The sequence below is a fragment of the Ammonicoccus luteus genome (genome assembly GCF_050880385.1).
Classification (GTDB): domain Bacteria; phylum Actinomycetota; class Actinomycetes; order Propionibacteriales; family Propionibacteriaceae; genus Enemella.
Genome location: NZ_JBNZCI010000004.1, coordinates 44,296 through 60,315, shown reverse-complemented (window position 1 = coordinate 60,315; position 16,020 = coordinate 44,296). Strand labels below are relative to the sequence as shown.

The following is a 16,020-nucleotide window of genomic DNA, read 5'->3' as shown; positions in this document are numbered from 1 at the left end:
CGAGAGATAGCGGCCTTGGCCGGAAGAGGGCGCCCCGGATGTCCCACCAAATCAGGACAGGCATGCCGCGTCGATGCTTCCTAGAGTGAGTTGTGTAGTCCCTTGTGGGCCCACGGAAGGCGGATGGCGTGGGGGTCGAACGAAGAGGTGGAGGGCAGCCCAGCTCCGTCGACGCCTGGGAGCATGACGTCTTTCTGTCGTGCTGTGGCGAACGGGCTGAGCAGGCCGCTGTCCTGGTCCGTGCCGCGCTGATTGAGTTCGGCAAACGGCACCGACCACAGTGGGAGCGCCGAATCTTCATCGATCGTTTGGCGCTGAAGGCGGGTGAACCGGACGCCCGGGCCATCGAGCCATTGGTCGCCAGCCGTGTGCTTGTCGTCGTCCTTGATCGCGAGACCGCGGGTTCCACGTGGGCGAACAGCGAGATCGAGACGTGGTTGGCCACCACCGGCTCGACCGATCGGCTGCTTCTCGTGTCCTGCTCACCGGAGCTGGATCTCACGTGGCGGCAGGGCTCCTTCGTTCGCGCTGACCACGTCCCGCCCGTGCTGCAGCAGGCGTTCGCTAGCGCCCCCTCGGTCTTTGATCTGTCGATGGAAGGCGGTCCGGCCGATCGGGAACGCCTCGCCCTCTATGCCGCCATCGCCCACATCGATCTCACGGAACTGGAAGCCGATGAGCGCCGATTCCAACGCCGCCGACACAGGCGAGGAGATCTTGTGCGGCTGCTCGCCCTTGGACTTGTCATTTTGCTCGCCGTTCTCGGGTTCGTCGCTGCGCGATAGGCGTTGGCGGACGCAGCATCCCCAAACTCGAGCCTCGCGCCAGGGCATCTGCCGGAACGCTTGAACTAATGGGGTACCTAACGAAGCAAAATGAGGTACCGCCGCCCATTCCCACCGGCATCCCTCCATCGACTTTTCCGGCCTGCTTGGCGGTATATCTCAGCAGGCGCTTGAGCACGGCGCCCCTTTGGTTGTGTTGCGCAGACCGACGTGCCAGCGTCACGTATGGCGTATCAAGCTCGATGAAGACCCCAATGCCTAACACCCAGTCGGTATTCGCTGTTTGGCGATGAGTTCTTCAGGACGAGCGGGCGCAAACAGGCCAGCGATGGAGGCGCGTGGGTTTCTATTCGCTGTTTGGCGATGAGTTCTTCAGGACTGTAACCGTGAGCTTCTGCACGAGCGCCGCAGTCGCGTTTCTATTCGCTGTTTGGCGATGAGTTCTTCAGGACAAGCAGGCGGCGAAGAAGTCCGCCAAGGCGGCCGCGTTTCTATTCGCTGTTTGGCGATGAGTTCTTCAGGACCCTACCGTCGGGGATGGATCTTTGACAAGGGGAAACACGAGGGCTCTGCACACTTGTCCTGGACTGGGTGGCGGCTGGGCTCTCCGAAAGCCTTCAATCGAGCGTTTCCCCTTGTCAGGGGGGTTGCACACTTGTTCCCTTGTTGGGCGCACTTCCCGCCGGGTATCGCTGGTCATAATGGTCACCCAGGAGTTCGGCTTGGAAGTGGGCGATCTTCCCGCTGACTTCGCTGCGAGGCCGATCGCGCACATCCCGTCGAAGGCGTGGTCAGCGGTTGTCTGCATGCTCGAACCGACCCAGAGTGCGGCAGCCAATGATCCGGCCATCCTTATCGCGGACCTCACCGGAGGGGAAGTATAGATCGGTCCGATCGGATTCCGCCGCGACGACCCGAGAGACCAGATAGGCCATCCCTGGCTGTGGGTCTGGGAGGTCGGTGAGGCCGTGGTATGTCACCACTTCGGTGGGCACGTCCCCCTGGGCGGTGGTCAAGTCGGCGGCTGAGGTCTTCGTCTCGGCCAGACGTGCGAATGTGCCGGTTGCCGCGAACGTCACCTCTCCGGCATCAGTGAAGACGGTGACGTGGTGAGGGGTCAGATTGATGAGCGTGATGACCATGGATTAAGCCGTTCAGTGTCGAGCGGGCTTCGCAACGCCCGCACATTGATAGAGGAATGTCGATGTCGACCAAAAGGCGTGCTTCTTCAGCATTGCCTAGATGAGAGGGCTGGGGGCGTACCCCCTTTCCTTCACGAACGCCAGCGGCACCCACGTCGCATCGGGCGACCCCAAGCGCGCGCCCAAAGCAGTGGCTAACGCGGAGGGGCCGACGAGGGTTACGAATCGAGGCGCTCCAGGGTGGGCGGCGGAGATTGCGGTTGCAGCGTTCTCGACGATGCGGTCCAGGACACGCTGATAGGCGTCCCACGTTGACCCGATGCCTTTCATGCCGGTGATCGCGAGCACGGGATCTTCCAGTGTGGAGGGGTGGTCGAGGAGCGTGCTGGGCACGCGGCCCTGCGGGCTGGGCTCGTTGAGGGAGTCGAAGCCCAGAACCACGGCGCCATGACGGGCCTGATGTGTGCAGGTCTCCCAGGTGCCGTTGTTGAGGCAGAACAGCGCGTTGACTGGTTCTGAGTCATCGAAGCGCATCAGCGGCAATACGGCCTTGTGCTCAAGGTCATGCAGATAGGCCGGGGTCTCCCGCAACTCGGAGGCGGGCAGATCTGCGGGATGATCCGTCGGCTGCAGCTCATCCGTGGCCTCGCCGTCGGGGCGGAACACAGCGACGGGAGTGAAACCGTCTGCATAGTTGGTAGCACTATCGCTAACGACCCAGACCGGGCCGGCCATTCCCGTCGTGCTGCGCAGGGCTGTGCCCAGCAGGAAGCATGCATCCAAGCGGCCGCTCACCCGCAATGTTGTGTCATGGCCACTCGGTGTGAGTCGTCGTCCCTGGGTGAGGCTGTTCTCGACGCGATCACGGAAGCGGGTCATGCTGTCGCGGTCGGTCACCGTGACTTTGACTGCCTGCAGCAGTTGAACTTCAGGGTTGGTGTCGCGCGCCCATTCCTCGAACAAGGAGATCTCGTGATCCACACGATCGTCTCCATAGACCGGGCTGGTGGCGAAAGCTGCGAGGAAGATGCCCAAACGCGCGGAGCGTCGCTTGTTCCATGTGGTCCCGATGAAGAACAGCATGCCGCTGACTACCAGGATGAGGGCAGCAATAGCGATGATCACCCAGGGTCCCAGACCGGCTGCGTTCTTGAGCAGGGTGGACTGAGTGCGTTCGGCGAGCACTTCAATACCCTTTTCCAGCAGCAACGCACCTGCACTGGCGGCGCCGACGGTGCCGAGCACTATCGGGAGATTGGGACCGACGCGGAGCTTCACTGCCGGAACACCTCTGTGGTCGGTCCGTGGGACATGCCGTTCAAAGGTGTTTCCTTCCCGACCGAGGAGCGCTGAAAAGCAGCGACTGCGACAGGGATCTCATCGATGCTTGCCATAGATGCGCACTCTCCCAGTTCAAGTCCAATGCCGGTGGTGTCAAACGTCTGACTACTCGCATCATGCCGCGACGCTGGAGGGTGGACTAGTCCCAACTTTGGCTGACACGTGTGCTGCGTGAGCCTCAGTGGCGGGTAAATGTGACGACAGCTTAGGACTGGCGGAGGAACAAACCGTACGCATGCCTTGGTGGCCGCATCGGACCGGGGGAGACTGGAGAGGTGAGTGGGATGAACGAAGCCGATGGTGATGCGGACGTAGCTGGGAGCCGTCGAGCCGATTGGCAGCGCTTTAGACGCTGTGGGCAGGTGAGGGCGCGGCGACTGGCCGAGGACTTGGCCTGGCGGACCCAGGGCGGTGACCTCCTGCGCGGGCGTGCGGGCGACTGGGCGCTACGCACTCATTCTCCCGACAGCACCCACCTGCCCGTCCGCCACGCCGCCGATGGTGACTGGACAATCACCGATGACGAGTTCCGGGCGACCTATGCGTGGGTGCACGGCGATGTTTATGAGCGGACCGGCACGGTCGAAGCGCGGCGCGGGGTGGCCGGTGAAGTGATCGAGACGCTTGAAGGTGACGTGGTCGTGCGTTCGGGGGATTGGGTGGTACGCCGGCCTGAGACCGCAGCAATCTGGGTCGTGCCGGGCGAGGGGTTTGCCGGCTCATCACAATCCACGGTGTAATCGAGGTCGGAATCCGCCGGTCTCGAGCAGTGCGCGGGCGATGTAGTGGGTGAGGTTCCGGAATCCGAGGGCCAAGCCGCGTAGGTGTTCGAGTCGGCCGTTGATGGCCTCGGTGGGTCCGTTGCTGGTGCCGGGTCGGTCGAAGTAGGCGAGCACGTCCTCGGCGCGTTTGGTCAGCGTCCGGCCGAGGCTGATGATCTCCACGAGAGCGTCGGGGACGTCGGAGCTGAGGTTGTCGATTAGTTGTTGCATCAGGAACCGGCCCAGCGCGCGATCGGGTTCGCGGTAGGCGGCGATCATGCGCTGGTAGATGCCCCACGTGGCTTGTACCTCAACGTGCTCATCGGTGGTGAATAGCGTCTCCAGCCGGGCCTGTTGTTGATCGGTGAGCAGATCGGCACCGGTGTGCAGGGTGCGCCGGGCCCGATAGAGCGGATCGGCCTTGCGGCCGCGGTGGCCGTGCAGTTGCTGCTGGACCCGGCGGCGGCAGCGATCTAGCGCATCCCCGGCCAACCGGACTACGTGGAACGGGTCCAGCACGGTGGAGGCCTCGGGAAGCTCCTCGGTGGTGGCGGTCTTGAACCCGGTGAACCCGTCCATCGCCACCACGTCCAGGCCTTGGCGCCAACCCTCGTCGCGCTCGCTCAGCCAGGTCTTGAAGGCCTGCTTGGAGCGGCCTTCGATCATGTCGAGCAGCCGCGCTGGCCCAGTGCCGTCGCGGACTGGGGTGAGGTCGATGATGACGGTGACGTATTTGTCCCCGCGACGGGTGTGGCGCCAGTTGGGTCGGGCTGTGGCGCCCTGCTCGGGTTGCCCCGGGTGGGTTTCCACAGCCCGCCCGCCGAACCCGGCGTGCGATTTTCACCGCACCGGGCTCTCCGCATGAGTAGTGGTTGGTCAGCTGATGGTGGCAGCTGTCGGTGTCCACGGGGTCGGGATTTGGTAGCCGCGGTAGCGGTACCGGACGACCGGGACGCTGGCTGCGCCCCGGAACCTGACCCCGTCGTGGGTGAGTCGCCAGGTTCCGGGCAGGCAGTATCTGCGCCGGAGTTCTGGCCATCCGATGCGGTGCTTCTTCCGTAGCCACGCTGTGATCCGTTCCCAGGTGTAGGAATCGATCGCGTTGAAGCTGCGTTTCGCAGCAGCGTGCCGGAAGTAGTGTGCCCATCCACGCAGCACCCGGCCCAGGTAGTCCATCAGGTACCCCGGCTCGCGGTGCAGGGTTGATCTGTAGGTCATAATCTTCACCCGTGCCTTGATCGAGGCGATCGCCTTGGTCGAGGGCCGGGTGTAGACGAACGACTTGCGGCTTCCGCGTTTGCGCATCCGTCGGATGTGGAACCCGAGGAAGTCGAAGCCGTCGTCGATATGGACCACGCGGGTCTTGTGCGGTGATAGCCGCAGCCCCATCGGGGCCAACACGGCGCTCACCTCGTCGCGGAGGTCTTCGGCGTGCTGCCGGTCTCCGGCTACCACGACCACGAAGTCGTCGGCATACCGGATCAACCGGACATTTGCCTTGCCCTTTCGGCGACGATATTGCCGCTTACTGTGGGTGGCCATCGATTGCTGCCATTGCCGGGCGAAATGATCGTCCAGCGCCGATAGAGCAATATTGGCCAGTAGCGGGGATAAGATCCCGCCCTGGGGAGTGCCGGTGATCGTTCCCTCGGTGGTGCCCACCGTGGTGAGCACCCCCGCTTTCAGGAACGCCTTCACCAGCGCCAGCACGCGTTTGTCGCCGATCCTGCGCCGGAGCCGGTCCATCAAGGCGGTGTGGTCGATCATGTCGAAACACGCCTCGATGTCGGCCTCCAGCACCCACTCATACCGTTTGCTGGTGAAGTGGTGGATCTCCGCGATCGCATCGTGGGCGCGCCGGTTCGGACGAAACCCATACGACATCGGCTGAAAATCGGCCTCGAAGATGGGTTCCAGCACCAGCTTGAGCGCGGCCTGCACGACCCGGTCCGCCACGGTCGGGATGCCGAGCTTGCGGAGCTTGCCGCTCGCTTTCGGGATCATCACCTGCCGTACCTCGACCGGCCGAAACGTCCGGGACCGCAACTGGTCCCGAAGGTCTTGCAGGAACGCCGTTACCCCCACCCGGGCAGTGATGTGCGCCACCGTGGCGCGATCCACTCCCGGGGTCCGTGCCCCCTTGTTCGAGGCGACGCGTTCCCACGCGATCGTCAAGAACGCCGGGTCACAGACCAGGTTGTACAAATCATCAAACCGGCGGCCGCGGTCAGCGGCCGCCCAACCATGCAGTTTGGTCTGCATCCTCCGTACCGCCAGATAGGCCCGGGCATCGCTCGGCCAGCTGACGGCGCCGGTATTCACCGGCGCATCTTCGGACATCACAGCCCCTCCCTTGCTTCTCTTGCTGCCGTCCTTTCCCAAGTGGCCGGCTCTCCCGGCCTCGGAGTACTACGACGGCTCCGCCCCACCCGCGCCCTTCGGCAGGCAACGCACCTATCCCCCAACTCGGGGAATGGCCGCGGGTGGTTCCCACGTTCACTGTTGTTCGGTCGACGGGCGAGGTGCCCGGCTTTGCCCCTGCGGTCTCGTCGTGGCTACGCCGTAGACCTTCACCACGACCTGCCAGACCCGACACGCTCGCCGTTCTGACAGTTCCCCGCCCCGGTGGCCATCTGGGTGACGGCCCCCAAGCGGTTCTGCACCGCGCTCCAGCCCGCATCCACCGGGTTCGAGCTGGTCGACGATCAAGAGGCGTTACGACACCGGTTCCTCTCGTACACCTTCCCGTCTTGCTCACCAGACCCGGTCCATCCGGCAGTGCTGGACCGTCCTGACTTTGTCGCGGCTGCTCCCACCGGCCCCGGCGTTCCCCAAGGGCAGGCTGCCGCCAGCTTCACCCCGCTGCTACGACAGCAGTGCGATGCAGGTCTCTCACCTCCATCCGAAACAACAGCGCCTCGTGGCGCACGACATGCTCATCGACCCCGATCACCTGGACGCCGTCGAACCTGGTGGGATCGTTGATCAGCAGCCGGCGACCCTCGGCCAGCACCGCGTTGTTGGCGGTGTGCCACGACACCGCGAGGCCTTCGGCGACCCGGGCGACCGACAGGTGCTGACAGACCAGCCCGACCAACGCCCAGCGCAGCCCGCCCCGGGAGATCTTGGCCCGTGGCGCGGCCGCGGCGGTCATGTCTTGGCGCCACACATGGCCACATTCGGTGCAGCGGTACCGGCGGAGCCGGACCAGCAACATCGTGGGGCGCCAGCCGAACGGCTCGTGCGCCAACCGCCGGGTAAGAGTGTCCCGCGGAGCGCCCTGACAACCGCAGCGACGGCACCACTCATCCGGCTCAACCACCCGGCACGCCAGCACGGCCCGATCCTGCTTCAGCAGTTGTCCGGTGACTTCGAGGCCGAACTCGTCAAGGCCGGTGAATGTGGTCAAGTCAGCACTGCTGAAGGTAACGTCGGACACGTCGAGGTCTTTCTGATGAGGCGTGTAGGAACCTTCATCATCGAAAGACCTCGACCCCTACCCAGCCACCGACGCGCCGACCAAGCCGGATCCATTCCCAGCGCGGGCTACACCCTCAAATACGAAGAGCCGGTTTGCCGAAAGATATCGGCGTTAGAGCTCGGGGGCTGGGGGGGACCGGCTGTCCGCTCAAATCAGGACAGGTATGGCGCGCCCATCCTTCCTAGGGTGAATCTCGCGGGGTGGTTCCCTGCGCGTCACGGAAGGCGGATGGCGTGGGCGTCGAAAACGGTACGCGAGCGCTGCCCGGTGCCATAGAGGCATGGGAGCAAGACGTCTTCGTGTCCTATAGCGGGATCGGGCTGAGCAGGCTGCTCTGCTCGTGCGAGCCGGGTTGCTGGGGCTCGGCAAGCGGCATCGGCCTCAGTGGGAGCGTCGGATCCCCGTGGATCGCTGGCGGTGAAAGCCGGCGAACTCGACGCCCGGGCGATCGAACCGCTGATCGCCAGCCGTGTGCTCGTCGTGATCCTCGATCCTGTGGCCGCTGACTCCGCACGGGTGAACAACGAGGTTCGTGCTCTCGCGATCGGCCATCGGGCCGGTGCCTGCCCGGGGGATGTGCGCGGGTATGGCAACGAGCAACCTGAACGAAGCCGATCGTGAACCGGACCTCGATCGTGCACGGCGTCGTCCCGCTCTTGGCGGCGTGCCCCGTCGGCATGCTGAGAAGCACCCGCCCAACCACCGGTATCCACCCACCGCCCATGCCGGCTGGTCTGGCGGTACATCTCAGCATGCGATGAGTACGCCACCTGCGGGCGGGCTGCATGGACGTGCCGTCGTGGAACGAGTCGCGTGCCCGACATCTTCACTCCGGCCGTCATGCCTGACCCCGGGCAAGTTCGCAAATCGCCTCGGCGATTCGGCTGCCGCAAGGCGCGTGCAGGACACACTGAGTCAATTCAGTTTGCTGTGTGGGTCCTTCAGGAACTGGCCGCTCAACGTGATCGAGATGAGCCCGGACGTGGACGAGGAGGGCCAGTACCACGATCTTGTCGGCAACGCTCGAAAATGGGGTCGATCCGACGGCTTGTATTCCAGTGGTCATCGCAACGAGGGGTGGTTTTCGGAGCCTAGCAAGGCGGTGAAGAGTGCTGCAGGCGTGCGGTCTTGAAGAACGATGCGGGGTCGGGTGTTGAGTTGGGACTCGACTCGAGCGAGATCACCGGCGGTATGCACCGAGAGGTCGGTCGACTTGGGGAAGTACTGGCGCAGGAGCCCGTTAGCGTTTTCGTTGCTGCCGCGTTGCCAGGGGCTGCCAGCGTCGCAGAAGAAGATCCGTGTGCCGGTGTCGGCCGTGATATCGAGGTGCCGGGCCATCTCGGTCCCCTGGTCCCAGGTCAGCGTCTGGCGGAGCCGCAGCGGCAGGTGTCGGAGCACCTGGACGAGCGCGCGGTGCAGTTCGGTGGAGTCGTGGGCCGGCAGGTGGACCAGCTTCAGGTAGCGGGTTTGACGTTCCACGAGCGTGGCGATCGCGGAACGGTTGTGGGGACCGACGATGAGGTCGCCCTCCCAGTGGCCCGCTTCGGATCGGTCGGTGGGCTCGAAGCCGCGGTCGTGGATGGACAGCATGGGCTGGGCGAACCGGCGTCGGGCGCGTATCTGGCGGGTGTGCCCACGGCGGTGATCACGCCCGGTGCGCAACGGTGAGCACGCTGGTTCGCCGAGTATTCCCGAGTTCGGGCGGTAGATCGCTTGATAGATCGTCTCGGTGGCGATGCGTCGGGCGGGCTCGCTCGGGTGTGCCAGACGCAGGGCGCGGCTGATCTGCTGCGGACTCCAGCGTTGTTGTAGCCGGTGGAGCACATAGGCCCGCAGCACGGGGTCGGTGTCCAGCTTGGTCGGCGACCCGGACCCTTCGGAACACGACGAGACGACATGCGAGAACCCCTTTACGAGTAGTCCTCGTTGCGATGATCGCTGGAAACCACCCGGTCGAAAACGAGGCCACCGGTTCGTAGTTGCTTAGTCTGCCGTGTCTTGGGTCTTGATGCTGGGCAGGGTGTCGATCCCGCGGTTTCGTAGTCGGTAGCTGGCGCCCTTGAGGGTGAGGACGTCGGCGTGGTGGACGACGCGGTCGATCATCGCGGCGGCGACGGCCTGGTCGCCGAAGACGCCGCCCCAGCCGCTGAACTCGTGGTCAGCCGCGCCAGCCATGCTCGGGCACTGACAAGTGAGGACGAGGAGATCGGGATTGCGTCGGACCTGGCGTACGCGCTCATCGTCGCCAACTTGCCCCAATCACTCGAACCAGGGATGCATTGGCTGGCGGGCGCGTCGGCGGTCCATTACCGGCCGCGGGTGTTGTCCGCAGCGATCGCGGCGTTGCATGTCCACCAAGCGTTGGACGACGCCCTGCTGGCCCCGCTGCCCGCCCAGCACACCGAGTGCGACGAGGGCCGGCAGTGGGTGGTCGATCAGAGTCTGGCCCGGGCCAGCCATCTCGACCGACTCAGCCGCTCGCCTCGGGGATCATCGATCCAGAGCGAGATTCAGATCGACGAATCGTTGTTCACCGATGTGCGCCCGGAGCTGCTGCTGGATGCCCTTCGATCTTTCGTGCAACAGAAGGCGGATGATCTGGTGCGCGAGGCGAGGATCCAGATCGAGCGCAATCGTGCGGAGCACCTGGACCCCGTCAAGGCGGATCTCGAGCACCGGACATGGGACGTGCTGCGCAGCCGTGTCAATGTCGCGCGTGCGGCGCGGTTTGTCGAGTGCGTCGGCGAGGAACTGGAGGAGGTTGCCGAGCGGGTCGCTCTCGCGATCGGTGACGCGCAGGGGACGTGTGCGGCCGAGGCGGACGAGATGGCGGCGATCGAGGAGGACTTGGCGGTGTGCCTGCGGAAGCTGCCCTATCCCGCCGCCGTGGTGGTCCGCGGGTTGGGACTTGGGGCCCTCGGAGTGTGGGCGTACCTCTTTCTCCAACGCCAGTTCGGCTGGGATCCCAACTTCACCGTGCTGTCGATCGTGGTGGGGTTGGTGGGCGTTGGGATGGTGGTGTGGGGGTACGCCCGGGCGAGATCCCGGATCGACGGTCTGCGCCGTCGCTATCTGCGGTTGGCCGAGCGCCGGGTCCGTTGCCTGGTGGCCCTGGCGGTGCTCGATGCTGCTGCTCGGTCCGTGACTGAGTTGCGGGAAATGGCTGTGGGAGCAAGAGGATCCCTGGCTGGCCAATTGGCTACGTTGCGGACGTCGCTCGAGGAGCTCCGCGCATTGTGCGCGCAGCGGATCGAGGACCGGGTCCTGGGTGAGCTGTCGACCACAGACTTCTCCGTGTTCGTCCCGACGCCGGAGGACCTCTCCACCGCTGACCTCGCACGCTCTCTGCCGCTCCCGGAACAGTTCGACCTGCCGCGTCGGCTGCTGCAGCAAGTGTTGGCCGATCCACAGGGCTCCGCGACCCAGCTCGATGAGGCCTTGGTGACGATGGTGCACACCGTTCTCCTCCCGCAGATGTGGCCGAACCTCTCCGCTTTGATCGCTGACAGCTCATCCGCACAAGACCGGGCAAGGAACGTGCTGGGCGCGGTGATGACCCCGCTGCTGCGCGTCGACGAGTTGGTGGAGGCCCACAGTGTGCACCGTTTCGCGACGCTCAACACACCGTCCGCCCTCGACGATCTCCTGAACCGAGCAGGGGTGTCCGGCCGGATCGCCACGAGCGACGCCGACTCGGTGGTGCACATCGGGGTGCGGGCCGTGCCGGCCGCCACGCTCGAACGGAAACAGCAATGACCGACCCTGTCGAACCGGTTCCGTCACCTGTTGACCCCCCGGTGGATCCCGTTCCACAGTCGAGCCCACCCGACCCCGATCCCACAGAGCAGACCCCTCCGGGGACGCCGCCGGGGATCTGGGCGCGCATCTTCGGGCCCCCCGCCCGTGCATTGCAGGAACTCGGCGGCAAGTTTCTGCGGTGGCTCGACCGGATCCTGCTGTTCTGGGAGCGGCTGTTCACCGGGGCACCCGATGAGGGGAAGCGGGCCGCCACGCCCGCGGTGAAGAGCGCTGCACTGCTGGCGACCGCCCTCATGGCGCTGCTCGTTTATGGCAGCGTTCCCTTGCGGGACATGCTTCCGTGGTGGCTGTTCATCCCAGGCGGCATCGCGGTGTGGTTGGTCCTCCTGGCGAGCACGGGGAAGCTCAGTCGCCGGGGCTCGGGCAGTCGCTTCGAACGGTGGCTCCGGGAGTCCGAGCGGCGAGTGGGACTCGCCCGCTGGGAGGGCGTGGGCCTGGTGCTCGCTATCCTCGCGTCGCTCGCATCCCTCACTCAACCCACCCTCTTGCCCTTATCGCTGGGCGCTGTGATCGGGTTTGGTGTGCTGCGCGGGCAACCCATCGAGGAGCGGGAGCTGATCGGCGTACCCCCCGTGCCCACCCTGGATCCTCCAGAGCCCCCGGACCCAGATGCCGACGGAGATGGCGACGGGGCCCACCCCGACTTCGTTTTTCGGACCTTCAGTTGGCAGGTCCGGCACGTGTTCGGGGTCGATGACCACACCGTCAAGGTGGCTGTTCACCTGCCCACCTACGAACGGTTGAAGGAGTCGAACCCGGGCGTGGACTGGGTTGGCGGCGTGCCGCAGATCGAACGCTATGTCGTCCGCGGCACCACCGCCGACGTCGAGCGGCTCGCGGTGCGCCTCCGGGACCTCTCGACGGACTCTCGCTATTCGACCTATGAACAGATTTCCTCGGTGCTGGCGATGGTGCAATCCATCACCTATTCCTTCGACATCGACTCGACCGGGCACGAGGAGTATTGGCGCTATCCCGTGGAAACCATGCATGACGAGACCGGCGACTGCGAGGACACCACGTTCCTTGCCGGTTCACTGCTGCGACGACTGGGCCACGATGTCGTTGTGCTCTTCTTGCCGAGCCATGCCGCGCTCGGCGTCGCCGTGCCCGACGGGATTCCTGGTCATTTCGTGGAGCATGAGGGGCAGCGCTACTACTACTGCGAGACGACCGGCGAAGGCTGGCGGGTGGGAGAGCTCCCGTCAGGCCACGAGGGCGAGGACGTGGAAATCTATCCGGTCCGACCTTTTGTCGCGATCTAGCGAGGAGCGACCGAGGCTTGGGTGAGCCAAACGGCCTACCCCCGCCTGCCAACGAGCCGGGTGATCAGGCCAGCGACGACGAGCACAAGCCCGAGGCCAGCGAGACCCGCGTACGCATAAGGCATTGGCCGGGTCACATAGAGCCGCGATTCGCGAACGTGCTCGCGGCCGTCGCCTTCGGTGACGGCGAGCTTCAGCGTGTGGGGTCCGGGCGGGATGATGCGGTCGTCGAGGGATACGGAGTGCGCTACCCGGCCTTGGTCGTCGGCGATGCTATGCCCCAAGGGCACGGGATGGGATGCGACCAGCGCGATGACCTGCGTGCCCGGCTTCAACCCGCTCACCGAAAGATCAGCCAGCCCGGTGGTGACCACGTTGCTGCCCGCATCACCATTGATCGCCCCGCGCGGGGCGAGCTGGAAGACCCACGGCAGCAGCCGTGAACCAGCCGGCTTGGTGCCCTGCTGCAGTTCCAGCCCGGGTGTCTCGGACCAGCGGGCGAGCGCGAGCGCCCACGCCGCATGTCCGTCAGTGTTGGGATGGAAGGGCGTGTCATGGGTCAGGCGCGTCCAGGTGAAGGCATTGTCCGGTCGGGGGAGGTTGATCCACGAGCTGGACCCACACATGGTGTGTGACGGTTGCCAGGCGAATTCAGCGCCGCTCGCGAAATAGATCGGGATGCCGTTGGTCGTGCGAGCCTGATGGACGGCTTCTTCAACCATCCGGTTGAGCTTTCGCTGGAAGACCAAGAATTGTTCGACCCTCTGCGCGCTGACACCCAAGTCAATGAGTCCACAACTCGATCGGAGGCCGCGGTCTGAGGGAAACATCAAGGGATAGGGCGACACGATGATCGGTGGCACATCGAGACCTTGTGCGGCAAATGTCTTGGCGATGTCCTCATAGGTCATGCTCAGCAGCGGTGCAACGCCATTGAATTGGTCCTGTTGCACGCCATAAAGCAGAGACGCCGGATCGACGCCGCACGGATTGAGGATATAGCCAGCTCCCCGGGACAGCGGAGATAGCATTTGGTGTGCAATGCAGTTCGTGGCGATATCCCCGAACATTGCGTCGTTCCCGCCGATGGTGAGAAAGACGGCGTCATAGCGCTTGCCGCCCTTCAATGCGCTCGCCAACTGCTGCACCTGAGATGGGACGCCCGGGTGTTGCGCGCTGTCCGTGACATTCGCGGTTTCCGCGCCCGTGCACGCGAAGTTGTCGACCTTGCCGGGGAAGAGCTGCTCGGCGTACGCCTTGTCCGACTGCCGACAGATCCGGCCCCCGGTCGGCTGGTCGCGATAGTCGCGTTCCTTGCGGTGGGCGCCATCGCCGGCGGAGAACGAGTCACCCAACACCGCGACGCGCTCAAAGTCGGCGAACTGACTGTTCGGCCCGACGAGCGCCCCCTCACCGAACCGCACGATTCCGTCAGCCTGCGCCATGGCGGCGTTCGCGCTGGTGACGGTGATCCGCAGCTCCACCTGTTTGCCGGCGAGCTCCGGGGAGGTCGGGATCGTCCAGGCGACGTCCCGGCTCTCCCCGCCGGCGATGTTGCCGAGAGACATGACGGGTCGCAGGATGCCGATGAACGCGGCGCCATCCCGGGGCGTCAGCGCGACGCGCACGTTCTGGGCCGTCACCGCGGCGCTGTTGGTGATCTTGGCCCGGACGACCCCACCGGTCGACGACACCGGCACGGGCGCGGACGGATAGTTGGCCCAGATCTCCAGGGTGGGGGACATCTGGTTCGCGATCTGCGTGCCGAGCTCGCCACCGTCGGTGACGTCGACATGGCTGCCGTCTGTCGCATCGGCAATGCACTGCAGCTCCGCGCGGCCCTGGTCATCGATGTCGAACCCGACCGTGTTGATCGTGATCGGCACCCCCGACGCGACGATCTCCTTGGCGACCGGACAGGCTGGTTCGCCGCAGTTGGCGAGCCCGTCGGAGACCAGCACGATCGTTGCGTTGCCGCCCGATTCGCGGACGGTTTCCGCAGCGGTACGCAAAGCGAGCGCCGTGGGCGTTTCGCCGGCGGGTGCGGGCAGCGAGGACACCTGCGCACCGAGGTTGCCCTGGGCGAGTGGGGTGATGCCACGGACCTGCTGCGGCGCGGTGCAGCCACCGCTCCCGGGATAGGTCATCAACCCCACCCGTGCGGTGCTCGGCAGTGATTCGAGCAGCGAGATGACACCGGTCTTCGCGCCCTCGATCTTGATCCGCTGCGCCCGGTCACGCATGGACATCGATCCCGACAGGTCCATCAGCAACAGCACGCTGTCCGGGGCGGTGACTGCTGCGTACGCCCCCGGCCCACGCCCGAACAGCGTCGACGCGAGGATGATCAGGAGCGCGACGACGGCGTACCCCACCCGTTTCATCGTTGCTCCAACGACGCCAGGTCGTCCACCGATCCGCTCACGACCGCTTCCCCGAGGACCATCGTCGCGTTGTTGCGGCCCTCGTCGAGCCGTTCGGTCGTGACGGTGAAGCGCAGGACGTTGAGGGTCGGGACGTCGATGGAGCGGCTTTCGCCATAGCGGAACTCACCCGCGAAGAGCTCCCGGCCGTCCCCGGCGATGACGATCCGCACGCGTGCGTCCGGGTCGGAGCGGTCGTCGAGGCCGAGGGTGCCGGTGAGGGTGGCGGTGCGCCGGTTCAGCAGCCAATAGGTCTCCGTCTGCCGGCCGCGGCTGGCGGAGCAGGTGGCGGAGTTCTCGTGACGTACGCCGTTCACCGACACACTGCCCCGGGAGCAGGAGCCGGAGGCGCGGATGTTGCCGAGGTACGCCGTCTGTGGCGTCGCCGCCACCACCAGCGCCACCGTCTCCACCAGCGGTTCGCCCGCCTTGGGCGACGACTCGACGACCTGACCGGGCTGAGCCCCCGGCGCGTACCTCCGTGTCACCGTCGCCGTCGCCCCCATCTCCAACAGCGCTGTTCGCGCGGTCTCCTCGCCTCGTCCCGCGAGATCCGGCACCTGCGCCGGCTCGGGGAGCGACAGTGTGACCTTGCCCGGGTTCTTCGTCCCGCCGATCGGGTCCTGCGCGACCACGAACCCCGCGGGCGACAGGTGCGGGATCCGCGTCAGGCTCACGTCTTCGGCGTTGACGCCATAGTCCGCCAGCGTTTGCTGGGCGTCCTTCTCGCTCAGCCCTCGAATGTCCGGCATCACCCGTTCCTGTGTCGTCGCCTGCTGCGTCTCCGGCTCAAGCGTCACGACGATCGGCGCGGGCTGTGGACGGAGGGAGGGGAGTACGCCGCCCAGCACGAGGCCCGCGATCAGGCCGAGGATCATCGATCCGAGGCTCACCAGGAGAAAGGGCGTGATCTTCCGCTTGCGCGGGGGCTTGGGTGCTGCTGGCGTGGACATCGATCCCTCGCTCACTCGTCGGCCTGTTGTTGCGTCCGGCACCAGTCCTT

12 protein-coding genes and 2 pseudogenes are annotated in these 16,020 nt (G+C 65.5%); 5 read left to right on the top strand and 9 right to left on the bottom strand.

Going from position 1 to position 16,020, the window contains the following annotated elements:
• Positions 1–128: 128 nt before the first annotated feature.
• Positions 129–785, top strand: coding sequence for a hypothetical protein (locus ACQ260_RS10300; protein ID WP_432559348.1), 657 nt, complete (start codon positions 129–131; stop codon positions 783–785).
• Between the two features lie 791 nt (positions 786–1,576).
• Here ACQ260_RS10300 and ACQ260_RS10295 read toward each other — a convergent pair.
• Both ACQ260_RS10295 and ACQ260_RS10290 read right to left on the bottom strand, forming a co-directional pair.
• A complete protein-coding gene (locus ACQ260_RS10295) occupies positions 1,577–1,927 on the bottom strand; it encodes a hypothetical protein (RefSeq protein WP_432559347.1) in 351 nt (116 codons plus the stop codon).
• A 96-nt stretch (positions 1,928–2,023) separates the two neighbouring features.
• A complete protein-coding gene (locus ACQ260_RS10290) occupies positions 2,024–3,172 on the bottom strand; it encodes a hypothetical protein (RefSeq protein WP_432559346.1) in 1,149 nt (382 codons plus the stop codon).
• Between the two features lie 380 nt (positions 3,173–3,552).
• Here ACQ260_RS10290 and ACQ260_RS10285 point away from each other — a divergent pair, with 380 nt between their 5' ends.
• Positions 3,553–4,008, top strand: a complete 456-nt coding sequence (locus ACQ260_RS10285; protein WP_432559345.1) for a hypothetical protein — start codon at positions 3,553–3,555, stop codon at positions 4,006–4,008.
• On the opposite strand, the pseudogene ACQ260_RS10280 reads toward ACQ260_RS10285, so the two are convergent.
• From ACQ260_RS10280 to ACQ260_RS10270, 3 genes and pseudogenes are all read right to left on the bottom strand, one after another.
• Positions 3,991–4,788 (bottom strand): annotated as a pseudogene (locus ACQ260_RS10280) (ISL3 family transposase); the annotation flags it as partial. The gene ACQ260_RS10285 and the pseudogene ACQ260_RS10280 overlap by 18 nt on opposite strands.
• A 117-nt stretch (positions 4,789–4,905) precedes the next feature.
• Positions 4,906–6,369, bottom strand: coding sequence for a group II intron reverse transcriptase/maturase (gene ltrA, locus ACQ260_RS10275; RefSeq protein ID WP_432559344.1), 1,464 nt, complete (start codon positions 6,367–6,369; stop codon positions 4,906–4,908).
• A 580-nt stretch (positions 6,370–6,949) separates the two neighbouring features.
• Positions 6,950–7,468: pseudogene (locus ACQ260_RS10270) on the bottom strand (transposase); the annotation flags it as partial.
• Positions 7,469–7,927: 459 nt separating this feature from the next.
• On the opposite strand from ACQ260_RS10270, the gene ACQ260_RS10265 reads away from it, so the two are divergent.
• On the top strand, positions 7,928–8,131 hold the full coding sequence (locus tag ACQ260_RS10265; protein WP_432559343.1) for a hypothetical protein: 204 nt from the start codon (positions 7,928–7,930) through the stop codon (positions 8,129–8,131).
• 441 nt (positions 8,132–8,572) lie between these two features.
• Here ACQ260_RS10265 and ACQ260_RS10260 read toward each other — a convergent pair whose 3' ends face one another.
• On the bottom strand, positions 8,573–9,364 hold the full coding sequence (locus ACQ260_RS10260; protein ID WP_432559700.1) for an IS30 family transposase: 792 nt from the start codon (positions 9,362–9,364) through the stop codon (positions 8,573–8,575).
• Between the two features lie 129 nt (positions 9,365–9,493).
• A complete protein-coding gene (locus ACQ260_RS17330; RefSeq protein ID WP_502219709.1) occupies positions 9,494–9,685 on the bottom strand; it encodes an ATP-binding protein in 192 nt (63 codons plus the stop codon).
• Between ACQ260_RS17330 and ACQ260_RS10250 the strand changes: the two genes are divergently transcribed.
• Together ACQ260_RS10250 and ACQ260_RS10245 are read left to right on the top strand one after the other, a co-directional pair.
• Positions 9,590–11,266 (top strand): hypothetical protein, encoded by a 1,677-nt coding sequence (locus tag ACQ260_RS10250; protein ID WP_432559715.1) that lies wholly within the window; start codon positions 9,590–9,592, stop codon positions 11,264–11,266. The two genes, ACQ260_RS17330 and ACQ260_RS10250, sit on opposite strands and share 96 nt — an antisense overlap.
• Positions 11,263–12,594 (top strand): transglutaminase-like domain-containing protein, encoded by a 1,332-nt coding sequence (locus ACQ260_RS10245; protein ID WP_432559342.1) that lies wholly within the window; start codon positions 11,263–11,265, stop codon positions 12,592–12,594. The genes ACQ260_RS10250 and ACQ260_RS10245 overlap by 4 nt, the downstream gene beginning before the upstream one ends.
• A gap of 35 nt (positions 12,595–12,629) precedes the next feature.
• Here the strand turns inward: ACQ260_RS10245 and ACQ260_RS10240 are convergent, their stop codons facing one another.
• Complete coding sequence (locus ACQ260_RS10240; protein ID WP_432559341.1) at positions 12,630–14,978, bottom strand: GDSL-type esterase/lipase family protein; 2,349 nt, start codon at positions 14,976–14,978, stop codon at positions 12,630–12,632.
• Positions 14,975–15,970 carry a PASTA domain-containing protein gene (locus ACQ260_RS10235; RefSeq protein ID WP_432559340.1) on the bottom strand — a complete coding sequence of 332 codons (996 nt, stop codon included), beginning with the start codon at positions 15,968–15,970 and terminating at the stop codon, positions 14,975–14,977. The genes ACQ260_RS10240 and ACQ260_RS10235 overlap by 4 nt, the downstream gene beginning before the upstream one ends.
• Between the last annotated feature and the right edge of the window lie 50 nt (positions 15,971–16,020).